The sequence below is a fragment of the Metabacillus malikii genome (genome assembly GCF_030813355.1).
Classification (GTDB): domain Bacteria; phylum Bacillota; class Bacilli; order Bacillales; family Bacillaceae; genus Metabacillus; species Metabacillus malikii.
In genome coordinates this window covers 145,176-164,606 of sequence record NZ_JAUSUD010000009.1, presented here as the reverse complement: position 1 = coordinate 164,606, position 19,431 = coordinate 145,176, and the positions used below count along the sequence as shown (strand labels likewise).

At 37.0% G+C, this 19,431-nt stretch carries 16 protein-coding genes, 1 pseudogene and 1 other annotated feature; of the genes and pseudogenes, 10 read left to right on the top strand and 7 right to left on the bottom strand.

Annotation, left to right across the window (positions count from 1 at the left end):
• Positions 1 to 105: 105 nt before the first annotated feature.
• The 3 genes and pseudogenes from J2S19_RS23835 to J2S19_RS11015 form a co-directional block, all read left to right on the top strand.
• Positions 106 to 276 (top strand): annotated as a pseudogene (locus tag J2S19_RS23835) (DUF2705 family protein); the annotation flags it as partial.
• Between the two features lie 234 nt (positions 277 to 510).
• Positions 511 to 657: a hypothetical protein gene (locus tag J2S19_RS11020; protein WP_307341441.1), complete on the top strand. Its 147-nt coding sequence runs from the start codon at positions 511 to 513 to the stop codon at positions 655 to 657.
• Positions 658 to 882: 225 nt separating this feature from the next.
• Positions 883 to 1,020, top strand: a complete 138-nt coding sequence (locus J2S19_RS11015; protein ID WP_307341440.1) for a hypothetical protein — start codon at positions 883 to 885, stop codon at positions 1,018 to 1,020.
• A gap of 374 nt (positions 1,021 to 1,394) precedes the next feature.
• Here J2S19_RS11015 and J2S19_RS11010 read toward each other — a convergent pair whose 3' ends face one another.
• Complete coding sequence (locus tag J2S19_RS11010; protein ID WP_307341439.1) at positions 1,395 to 2,510, bottom strand: aminopeptidase; 1,116 nt, start codon at positions 2,508 to 2,510, stop codon at positions 1,395 to 1,397.
• Between the two features lie 276 nt (positions 2,511 to 2,786).
• Here J2S19_RS11010 and J2S19_RS11005 point away from each other — a divergent pair, with 276 nt between their 5' ends.
• The 3 genes from J2S19_RS11005 to ytxJ are packed head-to-tail and all read left to right on the top strand — an operon-like array spanning position 2,787 to position 4,038.
• Entirely contained in the window at positions 2,787 to 3,248 is a 462-nt protein-coding gene (locus J2S19_RS11005; RefSeq protein ID WP_307341438.1) for a DUF948 domain-containing protein, read from the top strand.
• Complete coding sequence (locus tag J2S19_RS11000) at positions 3,241 to 3,681, top strand: YtxH domain-containing protein (protein WP_307341436.1); 441 nt, start codon at positions 3,241 to 3,243, stop codon at positions 3,679 to 3,681. Before J2S19_RS11005 ends, J2S19_RS11000 begins: the two co-directional genes overlap by 8 nt.
• Positions 3,682 to 3,705: 24 nt before the next feature.
• A complete protein-coding gene (gene ytxJ, locus J2S19_RS10995; protein ID WP_307341434.1) occupies positions 3,706 to 4,038 on the top strand; it encodes a bacillithiol system redox-active protein YtxJ in 333 nt (110 codons plus the stop codon).
• A 71-nt stretch (positions 4,039 to 4,109) separates the two neighbouring features.
• Here the strand turns inward: ytxJ and J2S19_RS10990 are convergent, their stop codons facing one another.
• Together J2S19_RS10990 and J2S19_RS10985 are read right to left on the bottom strand one after the other, a co-directional pair.
• A complete protein-coding gene (locus J2S19_RS10990) occupies positions 4,110 to 4,589 on the bottom strand; it encodes a hypothetical protein (RefSeq protein ID WP_307341432.1) in 480 nt (159 codons plus the stop codon).
• Between the two features lie 25 nt (positions 4,590 to 4,614).
• Positions 4,615 to 6,762 (bottom strand): cell division protein FtsA, encoded by a 2,148-nt coding sequence (locus J2S19_RS10985; protein WP_307341431.1) that lies wholly within the window; start codon positions 6,760 to 6,762, stop codon positions 4,615 to 4,617.
• Positions 6,763 to 7,040: 278 nt separating this feature from the next.
• Here J2S19_RS10985 and J2S19_RS10980 point away from each other — a divergent pair, with 278 nt between their 5' ends.
• Positions 7,041 to 8,117 carry a bifunctional 3-deoxy-7-phosphoheptulonate synthase/chorismate mutase gene (locus tag J2S19_RS10980; protein ID WP_307341427.1) on the top strand — a complete coding sequence of 359 codons (1,077 nt, stop codon included), beginning with the start codon at positions 7,041 to 7,043 and terminating at the stop codon, positions 8,115 to 8,117.
• 487 nt (positions 8,118 to 8,604) lie between these two features.
• On the top strand, positions 8,605 to 9,609 hold the full coding sequence (gene ccpA, locus J2S19_RS10975) for a catabolite control protein A (RefSeq protein ID WP_307341425.1): 1,005 nt from the start codon (positions 8,605 to 8,607) through the stop codon (positions 9,607 to 9,609).
• A gap of 42 nt (positions 9,610 to 9,651) precedes the next feature.
• Here ccpA and J2S19_RS10970 read toward each other — a convergent pair whose 3' ends face one another.
• The 3 genes from J2S19_RS10970 to J2S19_RS10960 are packed head-to-tail and all read right to left on the bottom strand — an operon-like array spanning position 9,652 to position 12,129.
• Positions 9,652 to 10,803, bottom strand: coding sequence for an acetoin utilization protein AcuC (locus J2S19_RS10970; protein ID WP_307341452.1), 1,152 nt, complete (start codon positions 10,801 to 10,803; stop codon positions 9,652 to 9,654).
• Positions 10,803 to 11,447, bottom strand: a complete 645-nt coding sequence (locus J2S19_RS10965; protein WP_307341423.1) for an acetoin utilization AcuB family protein — start codon at positions 11,445 to 11,447, stop codon at positions 10,803 to 10,805. Before J2S19_RS10965 ends, J2S19_RS10970 begins: the two co-directional genes overlap by 1 nt.
• 49 nt (positions 11,448 to 11,496) lie before the next feature.
• Positions 11,497 to 12,129: a GNAT family N-acetyltransferase gene (locus J2S19_RS10960; protein WP_307341450.1), complete on the bottom strand. Its 633-nt coding sequence runs from the start codon at positions 12,127 to 12,129 to the stop codon at positions 11,497 to 11,499.
• 180 nt (positions 12,130 to 12,309) lie between these two features.
• On the opposite strand from J2S19_RS10960, the gene acsA reads away from it, so the two are divergent.
• The gene (gene acsA / locus J2S19_RS10955; RefSeq protein WP_307341420.1) at positions 12,310 to 14,025 is read left to right on the top strand and encodes an acetate--CoA ligase; all 1,716 of its coding nucleotides are present in this window, start codon (positions 12,310 to 12,312) and stop codon (positions 14,023 to 14,025) included.
• A gap of 178 nt (positions 14,026 to 14,203) precedes the next feature.
• Here the strand turns inward: acsA and J2S19_RS10950 are convergent, their stop codons facing one another.
• A complete protein-coding gene (locus tag J2S19_RS10950) occupies positions 14,204 to 17,083 on the bottom strand; it encodes a transglycosylase domain-containing protein (protein ID WP_307341417.1) in 2,880 nt (959 codons plus the stop codon).
• Between the two features lie 242 nt (positions 17,084 to 17,325).
• Positions 17,326 to 17,551: a binding site (T-box leader), on the top strand.
• A gap of 73 nt (positions 17,552 to 17,624) precedes the next feature.
• Between J2S19_RS10950 and tyrS the strand changes: the two genes are divergently transcribed.
• Entirely contained in the window at positions 17,625 to 18,887 is a 1,263-nt protein-coding gene (gene tyrS / locus J2S19_RS10945; RefSeq protein ID WP_307341414.1) for a tyrosine--tRNA ligase, read from the top strand.
• The last annotated feature ends 544 nt before the right edge of the window (positions 18,888 to 19,431 follow it).

Genomic DNA, 19,431 nt, shown 5'->3' with positions numbered 1-19,431 from the left:
CATTCCGAAATATAGTGGAAAAAGTAGCACATTATTTCAGATTTTCTCCTGGATTAATGTGAAAACAAGTATCTGGAATAATGTGCTCGATTACACCAATACGAAGCAGGTAAATATTTGCTTTTTGCAAACACTAATTTAATGCCATACTTCCTAGGAGAACCGATGTTTCATGGAATGTCATTAACGTTTTCGATTATCAACATTCTCGTTCATCTTAGTTCGTTCTTTTTCATTGCCTATTTATTTTTTAATAATCGGGATGTGCATGTGTGACTTATAGATCGGCACTTCAATTCAATTTAAAAAGAGTTGCTGTTCGGGTTTACATGAGTCTATAGCCGTTACTATAATTGAAAACTTCTAGGTGTAAAATGTGACTAAGGCTAGGGGGATGAAGACCAAAAAGAGAGGAAGAAAGTGCGGAAATGGTCTTCATAAAGGGTATGAAGGCCAAAATGAGAGAAATAAAGATTGAAATTGTTCTTCATAAAAGGTATGAAGACCAAAATGAGAGAACCAAAGAGCGGAATTGTTCTTCATAAAGGGTATGAATATATGAAGACCAAAATGAGAGAAATAAAGATCGGAAATGTTCTTCATAAAGGGTATGAAGACCAAAATGAGAGAACCAAAGGTCAGAAATGGTCTTCATAAAGGATATGAAGACCAAAATAAGAGAACTAAAGGTCGGAAATGTTCTTCATAAAGGATATGAAGACCAAAACGAGAGAACCAAAGAGCGGAAATGGTCTTCATAAAGGGTGTGAAGACCAAAATGAAAGAACTAAAGGTCGGAAATGGTCTTCATAAAGGGTGTGAAGACCAAAATGAAAGAACTAAGGGTCGGAAATGGTCTTCATAAAGGGTGTGAAGACCAAAATGAAAGAACTAAGGGTCGGAAATGGTCTTCATAAAGGAATGAAGACCAAAACGAGAGAACTAAAGATCGGAAATGGTCTTCATAAAGGGTGTGAAGACCAAAATGAGAGAAAGAAAGAGCGGAAATGGTCCTCATAAAAGGTATGAAGTCCAAAATGCTTGATGAAATAGCAAGAAATGTCATTCATGAGGAATGAAGACCAAAAAATGTGAAGAAACAGTAAGAAATATCCTGCATAGCAAGATATGCAAATAGAAGTAAGACCTCAAACAAACTAGAAGAAATCCAAATGTAAGATAACTACCACCAAAATAGCCAATGTGATATAAAAGTAAATACAATGTCTAAAGAATCGTAAAACTCAATAAGTTTCTCCGTCATAAACTACTTAAGATACACCTACCCAATCCTTGTCCAAAAGTTGCTTTGCTCTTCAAACTTAAACATTCACCAACACAAACTAAAAAAGCAAGTGAAGTATCCTCCTCACTTGCTTTAAAAAGTGCTTATATTATTTCAAATTCTCACTGTTCAATGCTTCAAGCTCAGGAATGACAAATTGTCCATCCTTGCGAATAAGAACGTCATCGAAGTAAATTTCACCGCCGCCGTATTCTGGGCGTTGAATCATGACCATATCCCAATGGATATTTGAGTTATTGCCGTTGTATGCATCGTCATAAGCTTGACCTGGTGTAAAGTGGAAGCTGCCTGCAATTTTTTCATCAAATAGGATATCTTGCATTGGGTGGAGAATGTATGGATTGACACCAATTGCAAATTCACCAATAAATCTTGCTCCTTCATCAGTGTCAAAGATTTTATTGATTCTTTCTGTATCATTCGCTGTTGCTTCTATAATTTTTCCGTCTTTGAATGTTAGTTTGACATTTTCAAAAGTAAATCCATTGTACGGAGAAGGGGTATTATAGGAAATCGTTCCGTTAACAGAATCCTTTACAGGTGCAGTATAGACTTCTCCGTCAGGAATATTCATTTGTCCGGAACATTTAATTGCAGGAATATCTTTAATTGAGAAAGTTAAGTCTGTACCTTCTCCTGTTAAGCGAACTTTATCGGTTTTGTTCATTAGCTCAACTAACGGGTCCATTGCTTTGTCCATTTTGCTGTAGTCAAGGTTACAGACATCAAAGTAAAAATCCTCAAATTGTTCGGTGCTCATTTTTGCAAGCTGGGCCATTGATGAAGTTGGGTAACGAAGCACAACCCATTTTGTTTTTGGAACGCGAATTTCCCTATGGACTTTTTTGCCGATCGTACTTCCTTGCAATTTTAACTTTTCGTCTGGTACATCAGCAAATTCATTGATGTTATTGCCTGAGCGCAGCCCTATATATGCATCCATGTTTCTCATCACTTCTGCTTCAAAATTAGCAATAAGCTGATATTGTTCCTCCTTAGCACCAAGTAATAATTGACGGTCTACTTCGTTATCTTTTAATGATACAAATGGATATCCGCCGACAGCATATGCTTCCCTTACTAAGGCTGTCACTAATTCCTTTTGCAGACCAAAGTTTTCAATTAATACCTTTTCACCCTTTTGTAGTCGAACAGAATATTGAATTAAATTTTTGGCTAATATGTCGATTCGTTGATCTCTCATATGTATTCCTCCTCAGACTTAACGTAAGGCTATGTACTACTACTTTTAACAGTAAAAATAAGGGAGCCTTTCATAAGTATGTTTTTACTCTGTATATTTTACCCGATTCCTAGAAAAGAAACCTATAATATGCTTTATGAGAATAACTTCTTGATGATGATCTCAAAAAAATTACAAGGAACCGCATAATCTTGGCGAAGACTTTCGCAATTTTTGGCAGTTTATGTTTATAATAAGGGAAGAAGGGTATTGATCAGATACATAGGAGGTGTAACATTGATTATTATTTTATACTTAAGTGTGGCATTAATCGCCATTGCGTTTACAATTTTAGTTGTTTACGTTTCAAAAACTTTAAAAGCATTACAAGGGACATTAACGAATGTAGCAAATACATTAGAGGGGCTTGAAAAGCAAATGTCAGGAGTTACCCTTGAAACAACACAACTGTTACATAAAACAAATATTCTTGCAGATGATATTAGGCAGAAGTCTGAAAAATTGAATTCAGTCGTTGATTCCGTGCAGGATATCGGGACAACAATTCAGCAGTTAAATCATTCTGTTAGGAACGTAACAACATCTGTTACGACAAATTTAGAACAAAATCAAGACAAGGTAAATCAAGTTGCGCAATGGAGTAATGCCGCCATAGAAATTTGGTCAAGATGGAAACATAAAAAGGAAATAAAACAAAGAAGAGAACATTCTTTTAAGGAGGCAAATGAACATGAGTAATCGTGATTTTATGGTCGGTTCAATTATCGGAGGGTTAATCGGTGCTGCAGCTGCACTTATGCTCGCACCGAAATCTGGTCGAGAAATACGAGATGATTTAGGACAACAGGCTTCAAAGCTTAAAGAGCAGACTGGAAAAATTTCGAAGGAAGAACTAATTGAAAAAGGCTCTGAATTCGTGAATATCGCAAAGGAAAAGTCTGCATCACTGTCACAAGTAGTTACAGAACAATCGTCCCAAATTATGGACAAGGTTAAGGATATTACGAAAAATTCAGGTGGACAGCAAGATCAAACAATTGAATCAATTGTAGGCGATGCGTTAAAAGAAATAAGTGAAGATGCGGGTCAAAGTGATTCTGGCGCAGGTAGTAATAATCATAAGGAATCAGAAAATAGTGAAGCTACAGTAACTGAGCAAACGAAAGCTTAAATGGCAAATCATTAGGGGGATTAGATGAGTAAAACATTAATCGGTACGAAAGAGGAGTTTCAACAATTACTAGATAAGCATGACACATTTTTATTCGTCAAAAACAGTTTAACGTGTCCAATTAGTCAGGCAGCATTTGCTGAATTTGAATCTTTTTCAGAAGCAAATGGGGACTATCCTTGTTATTTCCTTCATGTGCAGGAAGCTCGACCGCTTTCCGACTATATCGCTGAAACATATGGTATTAAACATGAATCACCACAAGCGCTCCTGTTTAAAGGGAGTAATGTAATCTGGAATACATCACACCATAAGATTACAAAACAGGCATTAGAAGCAGAAGTGCTTGGGAAATAAAGGAAAATTCTTTTTTAAAAAGTGTAATGCTAAAAAAGCTGATGGATAGATTCCACCAGCTTTTTATGTGCTCAAAATCTTTCAGGTGCCCATATCGCAATATCATTACCTGGAGTAGCAACAATAAGCCAAGTTTCTTCATCGAATTCAACACCAGCTTGCCAACACTCGTACATGTCATGAACACCGTTTACAAACAGTTCATAACCATTTTCCAATGTAATTAATAAATGTGGCGTGTTCTCTGCCAATTCGATATTTATCACTTTTTGTCGTCTACATTGAAAAATTCTCCGATATTCCTCTTCTTCAGAATAATGTTCAATTTCTTCTGCACTTTTAGGAAATTTCATAGGTCTCTTATCGAATAAACACCATTTCGATTCAATAGTAAGATATAATTGTCCTCCATAATCAACTACATCCTTATAATGTGTAAAATATACTTTGATTGTAGCAGGAGACATACCAAACTGCACTCCATCAAGTTGTGCACCGATGAAGAGATGCTTTAGCACTTTTTCAGCATATATTTTGTCTGTAATATTCATTATCTGAATCTACCTTTCAGCATGGCTATAACCACTTAAAAGACAATTCATCACCAGGGGCTAATGGATCCTGAAAATTTGACTGTTCGCCATTTTTTAAAAGTTGAAATTGATTGTTTCCTGATGAGGGGATATCAATATCAATAACTGTAAAGATGTCCTGATATATAAATGGCTGAATCTCTTTTTGTGTCGTAGTCAATTTATCCCCATTTTTTATCATACTCGTAAGTTCGAGTTTATCTCCGTTTCGAAAGAACTCTGTTACAGGTCTCTCGAGAGTAATTGATTCTCCGTTAAAGATAACCGGTATCGATTGTGAGACTGTAAAAGTAGTTTCATTGATAAGTTCATTTAATGTAGGTGCCTTCGTTTCATGAACAAATAGAACATCACCATCTTCAAGCTTCGCATCCTTTGTAGTAGGGAGACCATTTTTATTTAATGTAGCGGAAAAAGTCTGCAAATGGTGAACCTTTCCGTCTATTTCAATTGAAAAGGGCTTTAGATTTGCTAATGATACAGTAAATTGTATCTCCTGTAAAAGTTCTTCAATTGTATTTGGAATGCTGCACGTAATATTATCACGATCATTTATTAAGATATCCAAATCTTTCACAGGTTGCTGATTTATTGTAAAAGTTGGGTTAACGCTGTATGATTGTCCATTAACAGTTACTGTTTTAGTCGGAACGATATCAACAATTGAAGCTAATGTTGGTTGATTTGACTTACCATCTTGTCCTTTTTCAATTGTGATGATATCTCCGTGGTGAATCTCATCTTCTATAGAAACATGTTTATTGTTTTTCTTAATAATAGGTGGGTATCCTTGTTCACCTGGTATTGTAATTGCGTTTCCATTTACGTTTACCATCAGTGCCAAGCCAGGCTTTCCAAAGTACTTATGAAGCTGTAATCCAGATGCGAGTATACAATCGCCGACTGTTAATGATTTCATTTGGAAAAGTCTTACGGCGCGGTCATTTACTTTAGCACTTATATACTGGATAGGATTTTGCTTTGACGCAACAGCAATACCAATTGGTGTCACTAATTCAGGACCTTTTTTCATATGGTCAGCCAATTGCAGATTTTCAATAGCATCAATGCCGCGGATAGCAACTCGATTATTAGGTAATTGTAAACATGCTGCTAATCGCTTAGGTAGTTCAGGTGTTAAACTGCCTCCACCAACTAACATGACCGCTTTTGGAGAACGACCATTGTTCAGTTTTATAATTTCATCTTTTATCGAGTTGGCTAATTTATCAATGGCATTTGAAATTTTTTCAATTGCTTCTTCACTTGTTATTTCTGTTTCAAAGCCTAGAATATCAGAGACAGTAATGGTTTCATTTGTCGTAATTTTTCGCTTTGCTTCCTCCGCTTTTGGAAAGTCTAACAGAAATTCATCTGAGAAGGCTTCGGTGATTTCATCTCCTGCGACCGGAACCATTCCATAGGAAATAATCGTACCTAAATCGGTTATCGCTATATCTGATGTACCTGCACCGATGTCCACAAGGGCAACGTTTAACCTTCGCATCGATGGTGGAATTAGCACATTAATGGCCGCGATTGGCTCTAGTGTTAAGCCGTCCATTTCAAGGTCAGCACGATTTAAAGCGGCTAATAATGATTCAACAACGACCTTAGGGAGAAAAGTGGCAATAATTTCTACAGATGCTTGATTTCCTTGCTGATCAATTAAGCTGCCAATCTCTTCTCCATCGAGCATATATTGGAGAACAGAATAGCCAACACAATCATAATGGTGTGCCCGTTCTGTATCTGTTAGATCAGCGATTTGCTTTTGAGCGGTTTGTAATGCCATTAACTCGAGCTGAAGGATGTCTTCCTTTTGGAACATCGGCTTTCCTTTAATATTAAAGGTAGACGATGCTCTTTCTGTCTTTAAGGCACGGCCTGCAGCAGCAACACATACTTTATGTAGTCGACCGTGCACTTTTTCCAACTCTTCTTTAATGGCCGTAATAACAGATGCTACCGATAGGACATCATGTATTTGCCCATCTAACATTGAACGCTTTTGATGCTCTTTTATAACTGAATCGATGATATGGTATGTTCCGTTTTCTTCTTTTAAAATTAAGCCAACAACAGAACGTGTGCCAATATCTAGTGCAAATGTTAAGTCAGATTGTTTCATGATGGTACACCTTCTTTTAGATTTAAAAGTAAATTACTTCTATGTAAACCTTATGAAAATTAACATGTATTGCTATTTGTGTACTTTATCGCTTAAAAGCGTTTAAATGTTAAAGTTTTTAATGACAATCATCATTTTATCGTATATAATTACAACTAATTATAGAAAATGTACCACACTTTCAATGAATGATAAAGATTGTTCTTTATATGATAGCTGTTTAGCTGATTCATCAGTGTGTGATTGTTTCGAATATTTATTTTGGAAGGATGAGAGAGATGAGTAATGCAGAATTAGAAGCATTGAGAGAAAGAGCAGATGAGATTAACTTACAGATACTAAAGCTTATTAATGAGCGAGGCAGAGTTGTTCAGGAGATTGGCAAGGCTAAGGTTGCGCAAGGTGTTAACCGTTATGATCCAGTTCGTGAGCGTAAAATGTTAAATAGTATTAAAGAATACAATGATGGTCCTTTTGAAGATTCAACATTACAACATATTTTCAAAGAAATTTTCAAAGCGGGCTTAGAGCTGCAAGAGGATGACCATAGTAAAGCTTTATTAGTTTCTCGTAAGAAAAAACCAGAGAATACGATTGTAGAAGTAAATGGTGTTCGCATTGGTGATGGAAACCAATCATTTATCGTCGGTCCATGTGCGGTTGAAAGCTACGAGCAAACAGCAGCTGTTGCGGAGCAGGCTGTTAAACAAGGTGTGAAAATTTTACGTGGAGGTGCGTTTAAACCACGCACAAGCCCATACGATTTCCAAGGTTTAGGACTTGAAGGTCTTAAGATTTTAAGAAGAGTCGGCGATGAGTATGGTTTAGCTATTATTAGTGAAATCGTGAACCCGGCAGATATCGAAGTTGCATTAGATTACGTTGACATTATCCAAATTGGTGCACGTAATATGCAAAACTTCGAATTGTTAAAAGCAGCAGGTGCGGTACGTAAACCAGTATTATTAAAACGTGGTTTAGCTGCTACAATTGATGAATTTGTAAATGCTGCTGAATACATTATCTCTCAAGGTAATGACCAAATTATCCTTTGTGAACGTGGTATTCGTACGTATGAACGTGCAACACGGAATACTTTAGATATTTCAGCTGTTCCAATTCTAAAACAAGAAACACATTTACCAGTCTTTGTTGATGTGACACATTCAACTGGACGTAGAGACTTATTAGTTCCTACAGCAAAAGCAGCATTAGCCATCGGTGCAGACGGTGTAATGGCAGAAGTTCACCCTGACCCAGCAGTAGCATTATCAGATTCTGCTCAACAAATGGACTTCGACCAATTCGACAAATTCATCAAAGAATTGCAACCATTAGTAAAAGTAAACTCATAAGCTTAATAAATGTCAGTGGAGGGTAACGATTCTTCTCATTAATCCGAACGAGTAGTTCGTGTTAGTGGAATGGGATCGTTGCTCTTTTTTTGGTGCTTTCATAGACCATTGATTTTCTCTCCAATAAAACCTTCTAAAAAACGTGTAAGTGCTATTAAGATAGTGAAAAGTTACAAATTATTCAAAAGGTTATGTGAAGAGAGCATATTTTTTGCGATTTTGATAAAATTATTATAAATTATATAAATTAGGGTCAAAATGGAAATAGTTTAGATAAACTTGTCGTAAGTTGCTTATAAATACGAAATATTTGTGAAAACTATGAAAAAAACTACTGAAATGGATTGCAGACGTTTTCAGAGTATCGTATGATTAATTTACATAATACGTGTTCAAATCATGCTGTTTGACAATCGTTAACAAATTTCAACAAATAGATTTACAATTTACGGAGAAAGTTTTTTAGGAATTGAAGGAGTGTTCAATAATGAGTAGTGTCACTATATATGATGTTGCACGTGAGGCGAATGTCTCAATGGCAACCGTTTCCCGGGTAGTCAATGGGAACCCAAACGTAAAACCAACTACTAGGAAAAAAGTACAAGAAGCAATAGAAAGATTAGGCTATCGACCAAATGCAGTCGCAAGAGGACTTGCAAGTAAAAAGACAACTACTGTTGGTGTAATCATCCCGGATATCTCAAGTATTTTTTATTCTGAGCTAGCAAGAGGGATTGAAGACATTGCGACAATGTATAAATATAACATTATCTTAAGTAATTCTGACCAAAACCATGATAAAGAATTACATTTATTAAATACAATGCTCGGTAAACAAGTCGACGGTATCGTATTCATGAGTGGGAATGTAACTGAGGAGCTAGTCGAACAATTTAAACGCTCACCCGTTCCTATTGTATTAGCAGCATCAGTAGATTTATCTGAAACGACTCCTTCTGTTAATATCAATTATGAGCAAGCTGTTTTTGATGTTGTCTCAATGTTAATTGAAAAAGGACATAAGCGTATTGCCTATGTTAGAGGACCATTGGAAGACCCGATTAATCATGCAAAGAAAACAGTAGGATACAAGCGTGCCCTTGAAGAGGCAGGTATTGCATTTGATGATTCAATCGTGATAGAAGGAGACTACTCTTACGATTCTGGTATTGAAGCATTTGAGAAAATTGATGAATTAACTGACAAACCAACAGCTATTTTTGTTGCAACTGATGAAATGGCATTAGGTGTCATTCATGGAGCACAAGATAGAAATTATTCAATTCCTGATGACTTTGAAATCGTTGGTTTTGATAATACACGCTTAGCAACAATGGTACGTCCACAGCTTACTACAGTTGTACAACCAACTTATGATATTGGTGCAGTGGCAATGCGTTTACTTACGAAATATATGAATAAAGAAGAAGTTGATGACCATAATGTGGAATTACCACATCGGATTGAGATTAGGGAATCAACAAAATCGTGATTTTAAACGAGCTGACAAATTTGTTAGCTCGTTTTTGTGTTTCTAGGTTTTACGAATCGGATAAAGTGCCTTTGTTACAGTAAGCGAATTTTTTTCTTCAATTTCTTGTCTACGAGGAATTGGTTTATATAGGTCGTTTGCATCATACCAGTTTTTCGGTAAGGTGACAGGTGCCTCTTTTTGCCACTTCTCGAGCCAAACATCTGGTAGCTGTTCAGGAAGTTTAAGCTGCTTCATTTCCATCCAGATGAGACTCCATGCTCTTGGAACGACACGCCAAATATCATAGCCTCCACCACCGACAGCAATCCAGCGACCTTGACAATAAGTATGGGCAATTTCATGTGCTAGTTTAGGAATTTCATGATAAATCGCCATGGAAGCCGATAAGTGTGTTAGCGGATCGTAATAATGTGCATCTGTCCCATTTTGGGTGATGATTACATCTGGTTTAAAAAAAGCAGCAACCTCAGATAACGTTTGACGATAGGCATCTAACCATGAATCATCTTCTGTAAAAGCATCTAATGGAATGTTGAACGAGTAGCCGTAGCCTTGACCTGTTCCGCGTTCTGTCACTTGACCAGTCCCTGGAAATAAATATCTTCCTGTTTCATGAATTGAGACTGTACATACAGTCGGGTCATCATAAAATGTCCATTGAACACCGTCACCATGATGTGCATCAGTGTCAACATACAATACTTTTGCTTGATATTTCTCTTGAATATATTTTATAGCAACGGAACTATCATTATAAATACAAAACCCGGATGCTTTTCCGCGAAATCCATGGTGGAGGCCACCTCCAAAATTCGCAGCATGCAACACCTTTCCTTCCATTACAGCATCCACAGCTGTTAGTGTCCCTCCAACGAGTCGGGAACTTGCTTCATGCATGTTAGGGAATACCGGTGTATCTTCTGTCCCAAGTCCAAAAAGCAATGCTTCCTCAGGATCTAGTTTGTTCTTTCCAGCTAATTTAACAGCGTTTATATATTTCCGATCGTGTACAAGTGCAAGTTCTTCATCGGTAGCTAGTCGTGGGGCTACAATATCTGATTCGTTAAGGGCTTTCATTTCTTTTAACAAATCATAGGTTAACTCAACACGTAATTGATTAAACGGATGGTTTTGATGAAACTTGTAATCCTGAAACAATGTAGAATAAATGAATGCTGAATCCTTCTCGATCATTGGTCATTCTCCCATACATGAGGATATAGGACTTGATAGCCTTCAGTACGTAAATCAGCAATAATGGTATGAATGTTCATTGTTTGAATGCGAAATACAAGGATTTTGTACATTTCATCGGTGTCAGGATACACGAGTACACTTGATATATTAATGCGGTGATGACGAAAGATTGAAGAGAGCTCAGCTAATTTTCCAGCTTTATTTTCGACCTTTATTTCAATATGTGAAGCAGGTTGGTCAGCTCCTGTTAGTTTAACAAAAGTATGTAATAAATCTGTTTCGGTAATTAAACCTACTAATTTCTGATTTTGCAAGATTGGTAAACAACCAATTTGGTTTTCCATTAAAATAGCAGCAATTTCTTCTACAAAGTCGAGAGGGTGTCCGGTAATAAGATTTGTTGACATAAGTGATTCAATCGGTTTATTTAAAAAATCTTCTTTTAATTCTAATTGAAAAATGGATGGGCTCGCATCCTTTACATCTCTTTCAGTAACAAGTCCAATTAGTGTATGGTCGTCATTAATAATAGGGATATGTCTAATTTTATGTTTTCGCATTGTTTCCAATGCTTCTCTTATTGTATGTGTTGCACTTAAGGTAATGAGGTTCTGTTTCATAATTTGCTTAACGATCATATTGTTACCTCCTTACAATCTCTTAAATCATGAGGATTACGAAAAAAGATTAGTACATAAACCGATTTTTAAAGCGAAGTTGGTCAAACTGTTGGATTGACGATGGTTTGACACGTTTTCCGATTCTAGCCATTAAACAGTTTGCAGGATGTGAGCTAATCTCGGGATCGTCCGTTGCATACCATTCTAACCCACCGGCATTCATCATTTTCTCCATGATTTTTCGATATTCCCACACGTTTAAACCAGAACCTTTTAAATCCCAATGCCAATAGTATTCTGTCGTAATGATTATATAATCTTCCATTGCGTCATCCATCATCGACACCTTTAACAAGTTTTTCCCAATAGAATAGCCTCGATATTCAGGGGCAACTTCAATTGCGCCTAACTCTATTAAATCTTCCATTTTTCCTTCAGACCATCTTTCTAATGGGTCAGGATATAAGTATGTAACATAACCAACAACTAGCTCGTTTCTTCTGGCAATAATAATTCTTCCTTCTGGTAAATCAGCAATTTCAATTAATGCCTTCTGTTGCTGTTTAGGGGGTCTAAATGCCACTAACCCTTCGTGAAATGTATAGCCTGCTAAATCAACAGATGAAACGGGACCTTCAATTAGAATACTAGAGTTATCTTTCTTCAATTCTTTAGCATGATAGGTTTTAGCGTGATGCATGTTGTCACCGCCTTTATCGTCAATCAATTTCATGTCTAATTCTTAACTATCTATTATACAGGATTTTTTAAAGAATAAAGCGATTTCATTATAAGTTTATAAACAATTTTTAAAAAATTGTGAAATTATATATTGTGTACTATAATAGGATTGTAAATTCTTACAAAGGGGGAAATTTAGATGAAGTTGGAAGCGTTACCAGTAGTAAAGGGGGATCATAACTTATCAAGTTATGAGGATGTGTATACTTCATTTAATTGGGAGGAAGCTGAAAAGAATTTCACATGGTATGAAACCGGAAAGTTAAATGCAGCATATGAGGCAATTGACCGTCATGCTGAAACATTCCGTAAAAACAAAATTGCACTCTATTATCGTGATTCAAAGCGACAAGAGAAATATACGTATAAAGAGATGAAGGAACTCTCCAATAAGGCGGCAAACGTAATAAAAAATACTGCAAATGTCGAAAAAGGTGACCGTCTATTTGTCTTCATGCCAAGAACACCTGAGCTATACTTTATTGTCTTAGGTGCTGTAAAGTTAGGTGCAATCGTCGGTCCGTTATTTGAAGCATTTATGGAAGGGGCAGTTAAAGATAGATTAGAAGATAGTGAAGCAAGGGTCATCGTCACTACACCTGAACTAGTCAATCGCATCCCTGTCGATGAATTGCCTCACTTAGAGCATATCATCATTGTTGGAGAAGATGTTGATACGGAGAAACATATTGATTTCCTATCAGAAATGGAAACAGCCAGTAAGGAGCTTGATATTGTATGGGTAGAAAAGACGGATGGCTTACTTCTACATTATACGTCTGGTTCAACTGGCAAACCAAAAGGAGTCCTACATATCCATCAAGCCATGATCCAACACTATCAAACTGCAAAATGGGTTTTAGACATTAAAGAGGATGATGTATATTGGTGTACAGCTGACCCTGGCTGGGTTACTGGTACGGTTTATGGCATATTTGGACCGTGGCTGACAGGGTCGACAAACGTCATTGTAGGTGGCCGTTTTAGTCCTGAGTCATGGTATCAAACGATAGAAGATTACGGGGTTACTGTTTGGTATAGTGCACCTACAGCGTTTCGAATGCTGATGGGAGCGGGCGATGACCTAGTGAATCAATATGACTTAAGTTCGTTGAGACATGTATTAAGTGTTGGTGAACCATTGAACCCAGAAGTGGTTCGCTGGGGAGCAAAGGTATTTAATAAACGAATCCATGATACATGGTGGATGACGGAAACAGGAGCTCAATTAATCTGTAACTACCCAAGTATGGAAATTAAGCCAGGCTCAATGGGCAAACCAATTCCAGGAGTTCAAGCTGCAATAGTTGATGAAAAGGGTCAAGAGTTACCGCCTTATCGCATGGGTAATTTAGCAATTAAAAAAGGCTGGCCATCGATGATGCATACGATTTGGAACAACCAGGAAAAATATGATTCCTATTTTATGCCTGGTGAATGGTATGTTTCAGGAGATTCAGCTTACATGGATGAGGACGGTTACTTTTGGTTCCAAGGCAGGGTTGATGATGTCATCATGACATCTGGAGAACGTGTTGGACCTTTTGAAGTAGAGAGTAAGCTGATTGAGCACCCAGCAATAGCTGAAGCAGGTGTTATCGGAAAACCTGACCCAGTTAGGGGAGAAATTATTAAAGCATTTGTGGCTCTTCGTGAAGGCTATGAGGCAACTGACGAACTTAAAGAAGAAATCCGTCTGTTTGTAAAGGAAGGTCTAGCTGCACATGCTGCCCCACGTGAGATTGAATTTAGAGATAAACTACCGAAAACACGTAGTGGGAAAATCATGCGTCGCGTCTTGAAAGCATGGGAGCTAGATTTACCTACAGGAGACTTATCGACAATGGAAGATTAAATATAAGAAAGGCTAGGAAGTCTTATGATTTCCTAGCCTTTTAGCTTGCTATTTAATTATGCGCCTGGTCTTCCTAAATGGTCATATTAATAGAAAAGCTCCCACCTTTTATGAAGAGTGTGGGAGCTTTGTTAAATATAGCGTGAGAGTCATTTGAATCTAAATAAGAACGATAAACCTATTGTTCAGGTTGTTGTGTATTGGCATTTGCCACTGCTTCCTGTTGTTGTTCTACAGGCTTCTCTGCAGGAGGTTTCTCCTCTTGAGGTGTGTTTGCTTGTTGCGGTTTTTCAGCAACAGATTTTTCCTGTGGTGTTGCAGAATAATCACCGACTTGAATAATGGCTGATCGGGCTGATTCTCTTCCGGCTACATCGACTGCAATAACATAGTACGCTGCAGGGGTATTTCCGATATTCACAGCTAGTGTATTCGTAGAACTAATGCTCGCAACCTTTTTAAAGTTATTCGTTTGGTTTGGCGCAGCATATACCCGGTAGCCAATTACATCATTATCTCCATTTGCATTCCAGGCAATTTGATTTCCATTCTTACGGACGCCTGCAACTTGTGCAGGATTAGAACCGTTATCACCAATTTCTGAAGCTTCAGTTATGACTAAGTTCGCCCACTTCACCGTATTCGGTAATAGACGCTTCAAGTCGTTAACATTATTCACACCATATCGATCAAGAATTTCCTTATTTACCATCACACCTTGTTGTACGAATTCAGCTGGTGCTGATGCTGGAACTTTATATGCTTTATCCTTAACAAACACGAACTTCCCTGATGTTAAGCTATTATCAACTTTGCTAGGTAAATATTTCGCGTTAAATAAATCTGTTGTAACTAAACCAGCTTCTTTACATAAGTTAGAAGGTAAATCACCTGTTAGTGCACAGTAAGAGCGTGAGACAATTCCATCTGGCATTTGGAATCGTTCCTTAGGCGCAATCAGCTCTGGTTCTGCTTCATGTGCTACATTCATTAACTTCGCCCATAACAGAATGTTTCGTCTACTATATGACAAACCTTTATAATTATAATCAAGTGGTTTCGGAGTGTCATAGCCGATCCAGGTACCAAACGTAACATTAGGGTTTGATGCAACAAACCATGCATCTTTATAATCTTGACCAGTACCTGTTTTCCCTGCCCAATCAGCACTAAAGGACAGATATCCATTTAGGGAAGCTGCAGTTCCACTCCTCACAACGTCACGCATCATGTCGATTGTTAAGTAAGCAGTTTGTGGTGAGAAAACGTTTGATTCTGTTTTTTCGTGTTGGAAAATAACATCACCATTATTTGTTTCAATTTTCTCAATCATATAAGCATCTATAAATTTTCCACTATTAGCGAATGTAGTATATGCATTCACGTTTTCTTCTACTGTAACACCTAATGTTAAACCACCTAGACTAATTGAAGGTGCTCCATAATCATTGCGATGTATACTTGAAATACCCATTTTCTCGAGGTAGGATAGTGGGTTTTGATCCATTATACTTACATATGTTTTAACTGTAGGTATATTATAGGAGTGTTTTAGTGAATTTCGAGCACTTGTTAATCCGTGATAAGCTCCACCGTAGTTTTTAGGCTGATAGCCATGATAGTTATATGGTGTATCAGCAATTATTGAACCAGGCTGTAATTTTCCTAACTCCATTGCAGGTGCAAATACAAGTAGTGGTTTCATCGTTGAACCATTTGGTCGTAGAGCACTAGTCGCATGGTTTAAGTTTTCACGGTCAAAGTCACGACCACCGACAAAGCTTAAGATTTTTCCAGTTTTATTTTCAATGAGCATGCCGCCAACTTCAACTGGTTCTTTCACTTTTATGATTTTCCCAGTATCAGGGTCTTTTTCTTCTTCGATTTTGTCACTGCCATAATATTGATATTCTTTCGCGACCTTTTGCATTTTATCGTATATATCTTTATTAATTGTCGTATGAATGCGATAGCCATTATGTCTAAGTGCAGTATCTGCAAGGGCTTGATATTGATAGTAAAGGTCTTCATCTTTTTTTAACTCTTCTTCCGTATACCCATCTTCTTTTGCAATTTGTACTAAGAGAATTTCCTTAGCACGATGCTCAATTTCATAAGTTAAATATGGGTATGTGTCAACAGGAGACGGTTTTTTGGATGTTAAATTTGCACGAACGTCATACGCTAGTGCTTCGTTGTATTCAGCTTGTGTAATAAAGCCTCCCGTGTACATCCGGTTTAAAACAGTTTTCATTCGCGTAATCCCTGGTTCAAGGTCCTCTTTCACAGTACCACCATTATTTGAGAACGGTGTATAGCGAAATGGGCTTTGAGGAAGTCCTGCGATAAATGCTGCCTGGGCCAGATTTAAATCCTTTGCATTCACTCCAAAGATACCCTTTGCCGCCGATTGGACACCGGCAATATTACGTCCGTTTGAATTTCGGCCGAAGTGAGTGACATTTAGATAGGCTTCAATTATTTCCTCTTTCTCAAAGAATTTCTCGAGTCTTAAAGCGAGAAGTATTTCTTTAGCCTTTCTGTCAAAGGATACTTCGTTTGTTAAGATTTGATTCTTAATTAGTTGCTGTGTAAGTGTACTACCACCTGTTTGGACAGAGGCGTTTGTGAATTCTTGGAATATTGCGCGCATAATTGCTTTTGGGACAACACCTTCATGTTCATAAAAAAGTTCATCCTCGGTTGCGATTACCGCATTAACCAGGTGTTCTGATACTTCTTCAAGCTTGACTTCTTCCCGTTCGATATCTGCATTTACTTTACCGAGATAAACATTGTTGGCAAAATAAACTTCTGATGATTCCTCATAATTGTAAATATCATTTCTCATGTTTTCATAAGAACGAACAGGTTCGTCCTTAACTAGTGATGCAAAATACCCTGCACCAACACCTCCAGCGAAACATATACCGATAAGGCCTAAGATTAAAAATAATAAAAAGAGATCACTAATAACTTGAAACGTTATACGAAAGCCTTTTGCTATATCTTTATTAGAAGGTGAAGGTCGCCTAAGTTTTTCTTCCTTTTTTTTCATATTTTGCTTCCCCCCAAATCTTACTTATTATACCATAGGAAAATAAGATATTTATATGGTTTTCTTGTCCTGTTTTCATGGACAATGTTGCTTATAACTAGGCTAACGTATTTCTTAACGATGGTAATTACCACCACTTGAAAATGATCCTCTTAATTGAACCAACAAAGTAGAATATCTCAATTTTTTATTTGACATTTAAAAACAACTATGGTTACAATTCATGTAATAAAACAAAATAATGTATTGCTACGATTGGATTAAGTAGTAGATATCTCCCTATAATAGAGAGCTGATGGTTGGTGTAAATCAGTATATAGATAATCTATGAATTACGTCTATGAGCTGCTTTTCTGAAAAGAACGTTAGAATCTGATTAGGAAAAGACGGGATAACACCGTTATGTAACCGAGTGAGGATTATTAATAATCCTAAGTAGGGTGGTACCGCGGATTTTTCGCCCCTTCAGCAATGAAGGGGCTTTTTGGCGTCCAAAAATAGTTTATGCAAAAAATACGGAAATTAAAGGAGAACAATCTCAATGAGTGAATTATTAAAAGATTTACAATTCAGAGGCCTAGTCAATCAAGTGACAGATGAAGAAGGGTTAATTGAAGTTTTAGAAAACGAGAAAATCAGTCTATACGCTGGTTTTGACCCAACAGCAGATAGCTTGCACATCGGTCACCTTTTACCAGTATTAACGTTAAAAAGATTTCAAATGAATGGACATCATCCAATTGCACTAGTTGGTGGTGCGACAGGATTAATTGGCGACCCGAGTGGTAAAAAGGCTGAACGTACGCTTAATACAACGGATATCGTTCAAGAATGGTCTAATCGAATTAAAGGTCAACTGTCAAGATTTCTCGACTTTGATGCAAAGGAAAATCCAGCTATTATTGAAAATAACTACAATTGGATTGGGAGTCTTGATGTTATCTCATTTCTTCGTGATGTTGGGAAAAACTTTGGAATTAATTATATGCTGGCAAAAGACTCCGTTAAAACAAGAATCGACTCAGGTATATCCTTTACTGAATTTAGCTATATGATTTTACAATCGTATGATTTTCTAAAATTATATCAAAACAACAATTGTAAGCTGCAAATTGGTGGAAGTGACCAATGGGGAAATATTACTTCAGGTCTTGAACTTATCAGAAAATCAGAAGAGAATGCAAAGGCATACGGATTAACGATTCCGTTAGTAACGAAAGCAGACGGTACTAAGTTCGGTAAAACTGAAGGTGGTGCAATATGGTTAGACCGTGAGAAAACATCACCATATGAGTTCTACCAATTCTGGATTAATACAGACGACAGAGATGTAATTAAATATATCAAATACTTCACATTCCTATCACAAACAGAAATCGAACAGCTAGAAGCGGAAGTTCAAGAAGCACCAGAAAAACGTTCGGCACAAAAGGCGCTTGCAGAAGAAGTAACGAAGCTTGTACATGGTGAAGAAGCATTGCAACAAGCGATTAAAATTACAGAAGCACTATTTAGCGGTGATATTAAACAATTAACAGCAGATGAAATAGTAGAAGGATTTAAAGATGTACCATCAACTAAAATTGAAAGCTCTGAAATCGGTTTAATTGATTTATTAATTGAAGCGAAAATTTCTCCTTCTAAACGACAAGCACGTGAAGACATTTCAAATGGTGCGATTTATATTAATGGAGACAGAGTTCAAGATTTAACAAAGGTGATTGCCGATGAAGACAAAATCGGTGGGAAGTTCACAGTTATCCGTCGCGGTAAGAAAAAATATTTTCTTATTAGATACATTTAATAGGTAGAGAAAATTGGAATGACAGTTTTAGCGCAAAATATTGTGTATGCTGTTGTTCCTTTTTTGTGTGATTTTGTAGTAGCGAATTGCTTCGTCAAAAGGTTGGTAAAAATAAAGCGTAGTCAGAATTAATATCGTTTTCATGAGCTAGAGGGAAGGTGGAAATTTAGAAGTGTCGGACCATATGGTAATGAATCAGAATCAAAACTGTCTTTATAAGCCCGATGAAGGCGAAAATTTACCAAAATCAGGATGAAAATGGTCTTCATAATCTCGATGAAGACGAAAATTCACAAAAGTCAGAAAGAAAATGTTCTTCATAAGCCCGATGAAGACGAAAATTTACAAAAGTCAGAATGAAAATGTTCTTCATAAGCTTGATGAAGACGAAAATTTACCAAAGCCAGAAAGAAAATGTTCTTCATAAGCTCAATGAAGACGAAAATTCACAAAAGTCAGAAAGAAAATGTTCTTCACAAGCTTGATGAAAAAAGGGAAATTAACGAAGCCTTACCAAAACCATCTTTATATAATGCCGGTCACA

Coding starts and splice junctions, on each gene's coding strand:
- J2S19_RS11020 (WP_307341441.1), top strand. CDS start 511: ATGAGAGAACCAAAGAGCGGAATTGTTCTTCATAAAGGGTATGAATAT.
- J2S19_RS11015 (WP_307341440.1), top strand. CDS start 883: ATGAAAGAACTAAGGGTCGGAAATGGTCTTCATAAAGGAATGAAGACC.
- J2S19_RS11010 (WP_307341439.1), bottom strand. CDS start 2,510: ATGAGAGATCAACGAATCGACATATTAGCCAAAAATTTAATTCAATAT.
- J2S19_RS11000 (WP_307341436.1), top strand. CDS start 3,241: ATGAGTAATCGTGATTTTATGGTCGGTTCAATTATCGGAGGGTTAATC.
- ytxJ (WP_307341434.1), top strand. CDS start 3,706: ATGAGTAAAACATTAATCGGTACGAAAGAGGAGTTTCAACAATTACTA.
- J2S19_RS10990 (WP_307341432.1), bottom strand. CDS start 4,589: ATGAATATTACAGACAAAATATATGCTGAAAAAGTGCTAAAGCATCTC.
- J2S19_RS10985 (WP_307341431.1), bottom strand. CDS start 6,762: ATGAAACAATCTGACTTAACATTTGCACTAGATATTGGCACACGTTCT.
- J2S19_RS10980 (WP_307341427.1), top strand. CDS start 7,041: ATGAGTAATGCAGAATTAGAAGCATTGAGAGAAAGAGCAGATGAGATT.
- ccpA (WP_307341425.1), top strand. CDS start 8,605: ATGAGTAGTGTCACTATATATGATGTTGCACGTGAGGCGAATGTCTCA.
- J2S19_RS10965 (WP_307341423.1), bottom strand. CDS start 11,447: ATGATCGTTAAGCAAATTATGAAACAGAACCTCATTACCTTAAGTGCA.
- J2S19_RS10960 (WP_307341450.1), bottom strand. CDS start 12,129: ATGCATCACGCTAAAACCTATCATGCTAAAGAATTGAAGAAAGATAAC.
- acsA (WP_307341420.1), top strand. CDS start 12,310: ATGAAGTTGGAAGCGTTACCAGTAGTAAAGGGGGATCATAACTTATCA.
- J2S19_RS10950 (WP_307341417.1), bottom strand. CDS start 17,083: ATGAAAAAAAAGGAAGAAAAACTTAGGCGACCTTCACCTTCTAATAAA.
- tyrS (WP_307341414.1), top strand. CDS start 17,625: ATGAGTGAATTATTAAAAGATTTACAATTCAGAGGCCTAGTCAATCAA.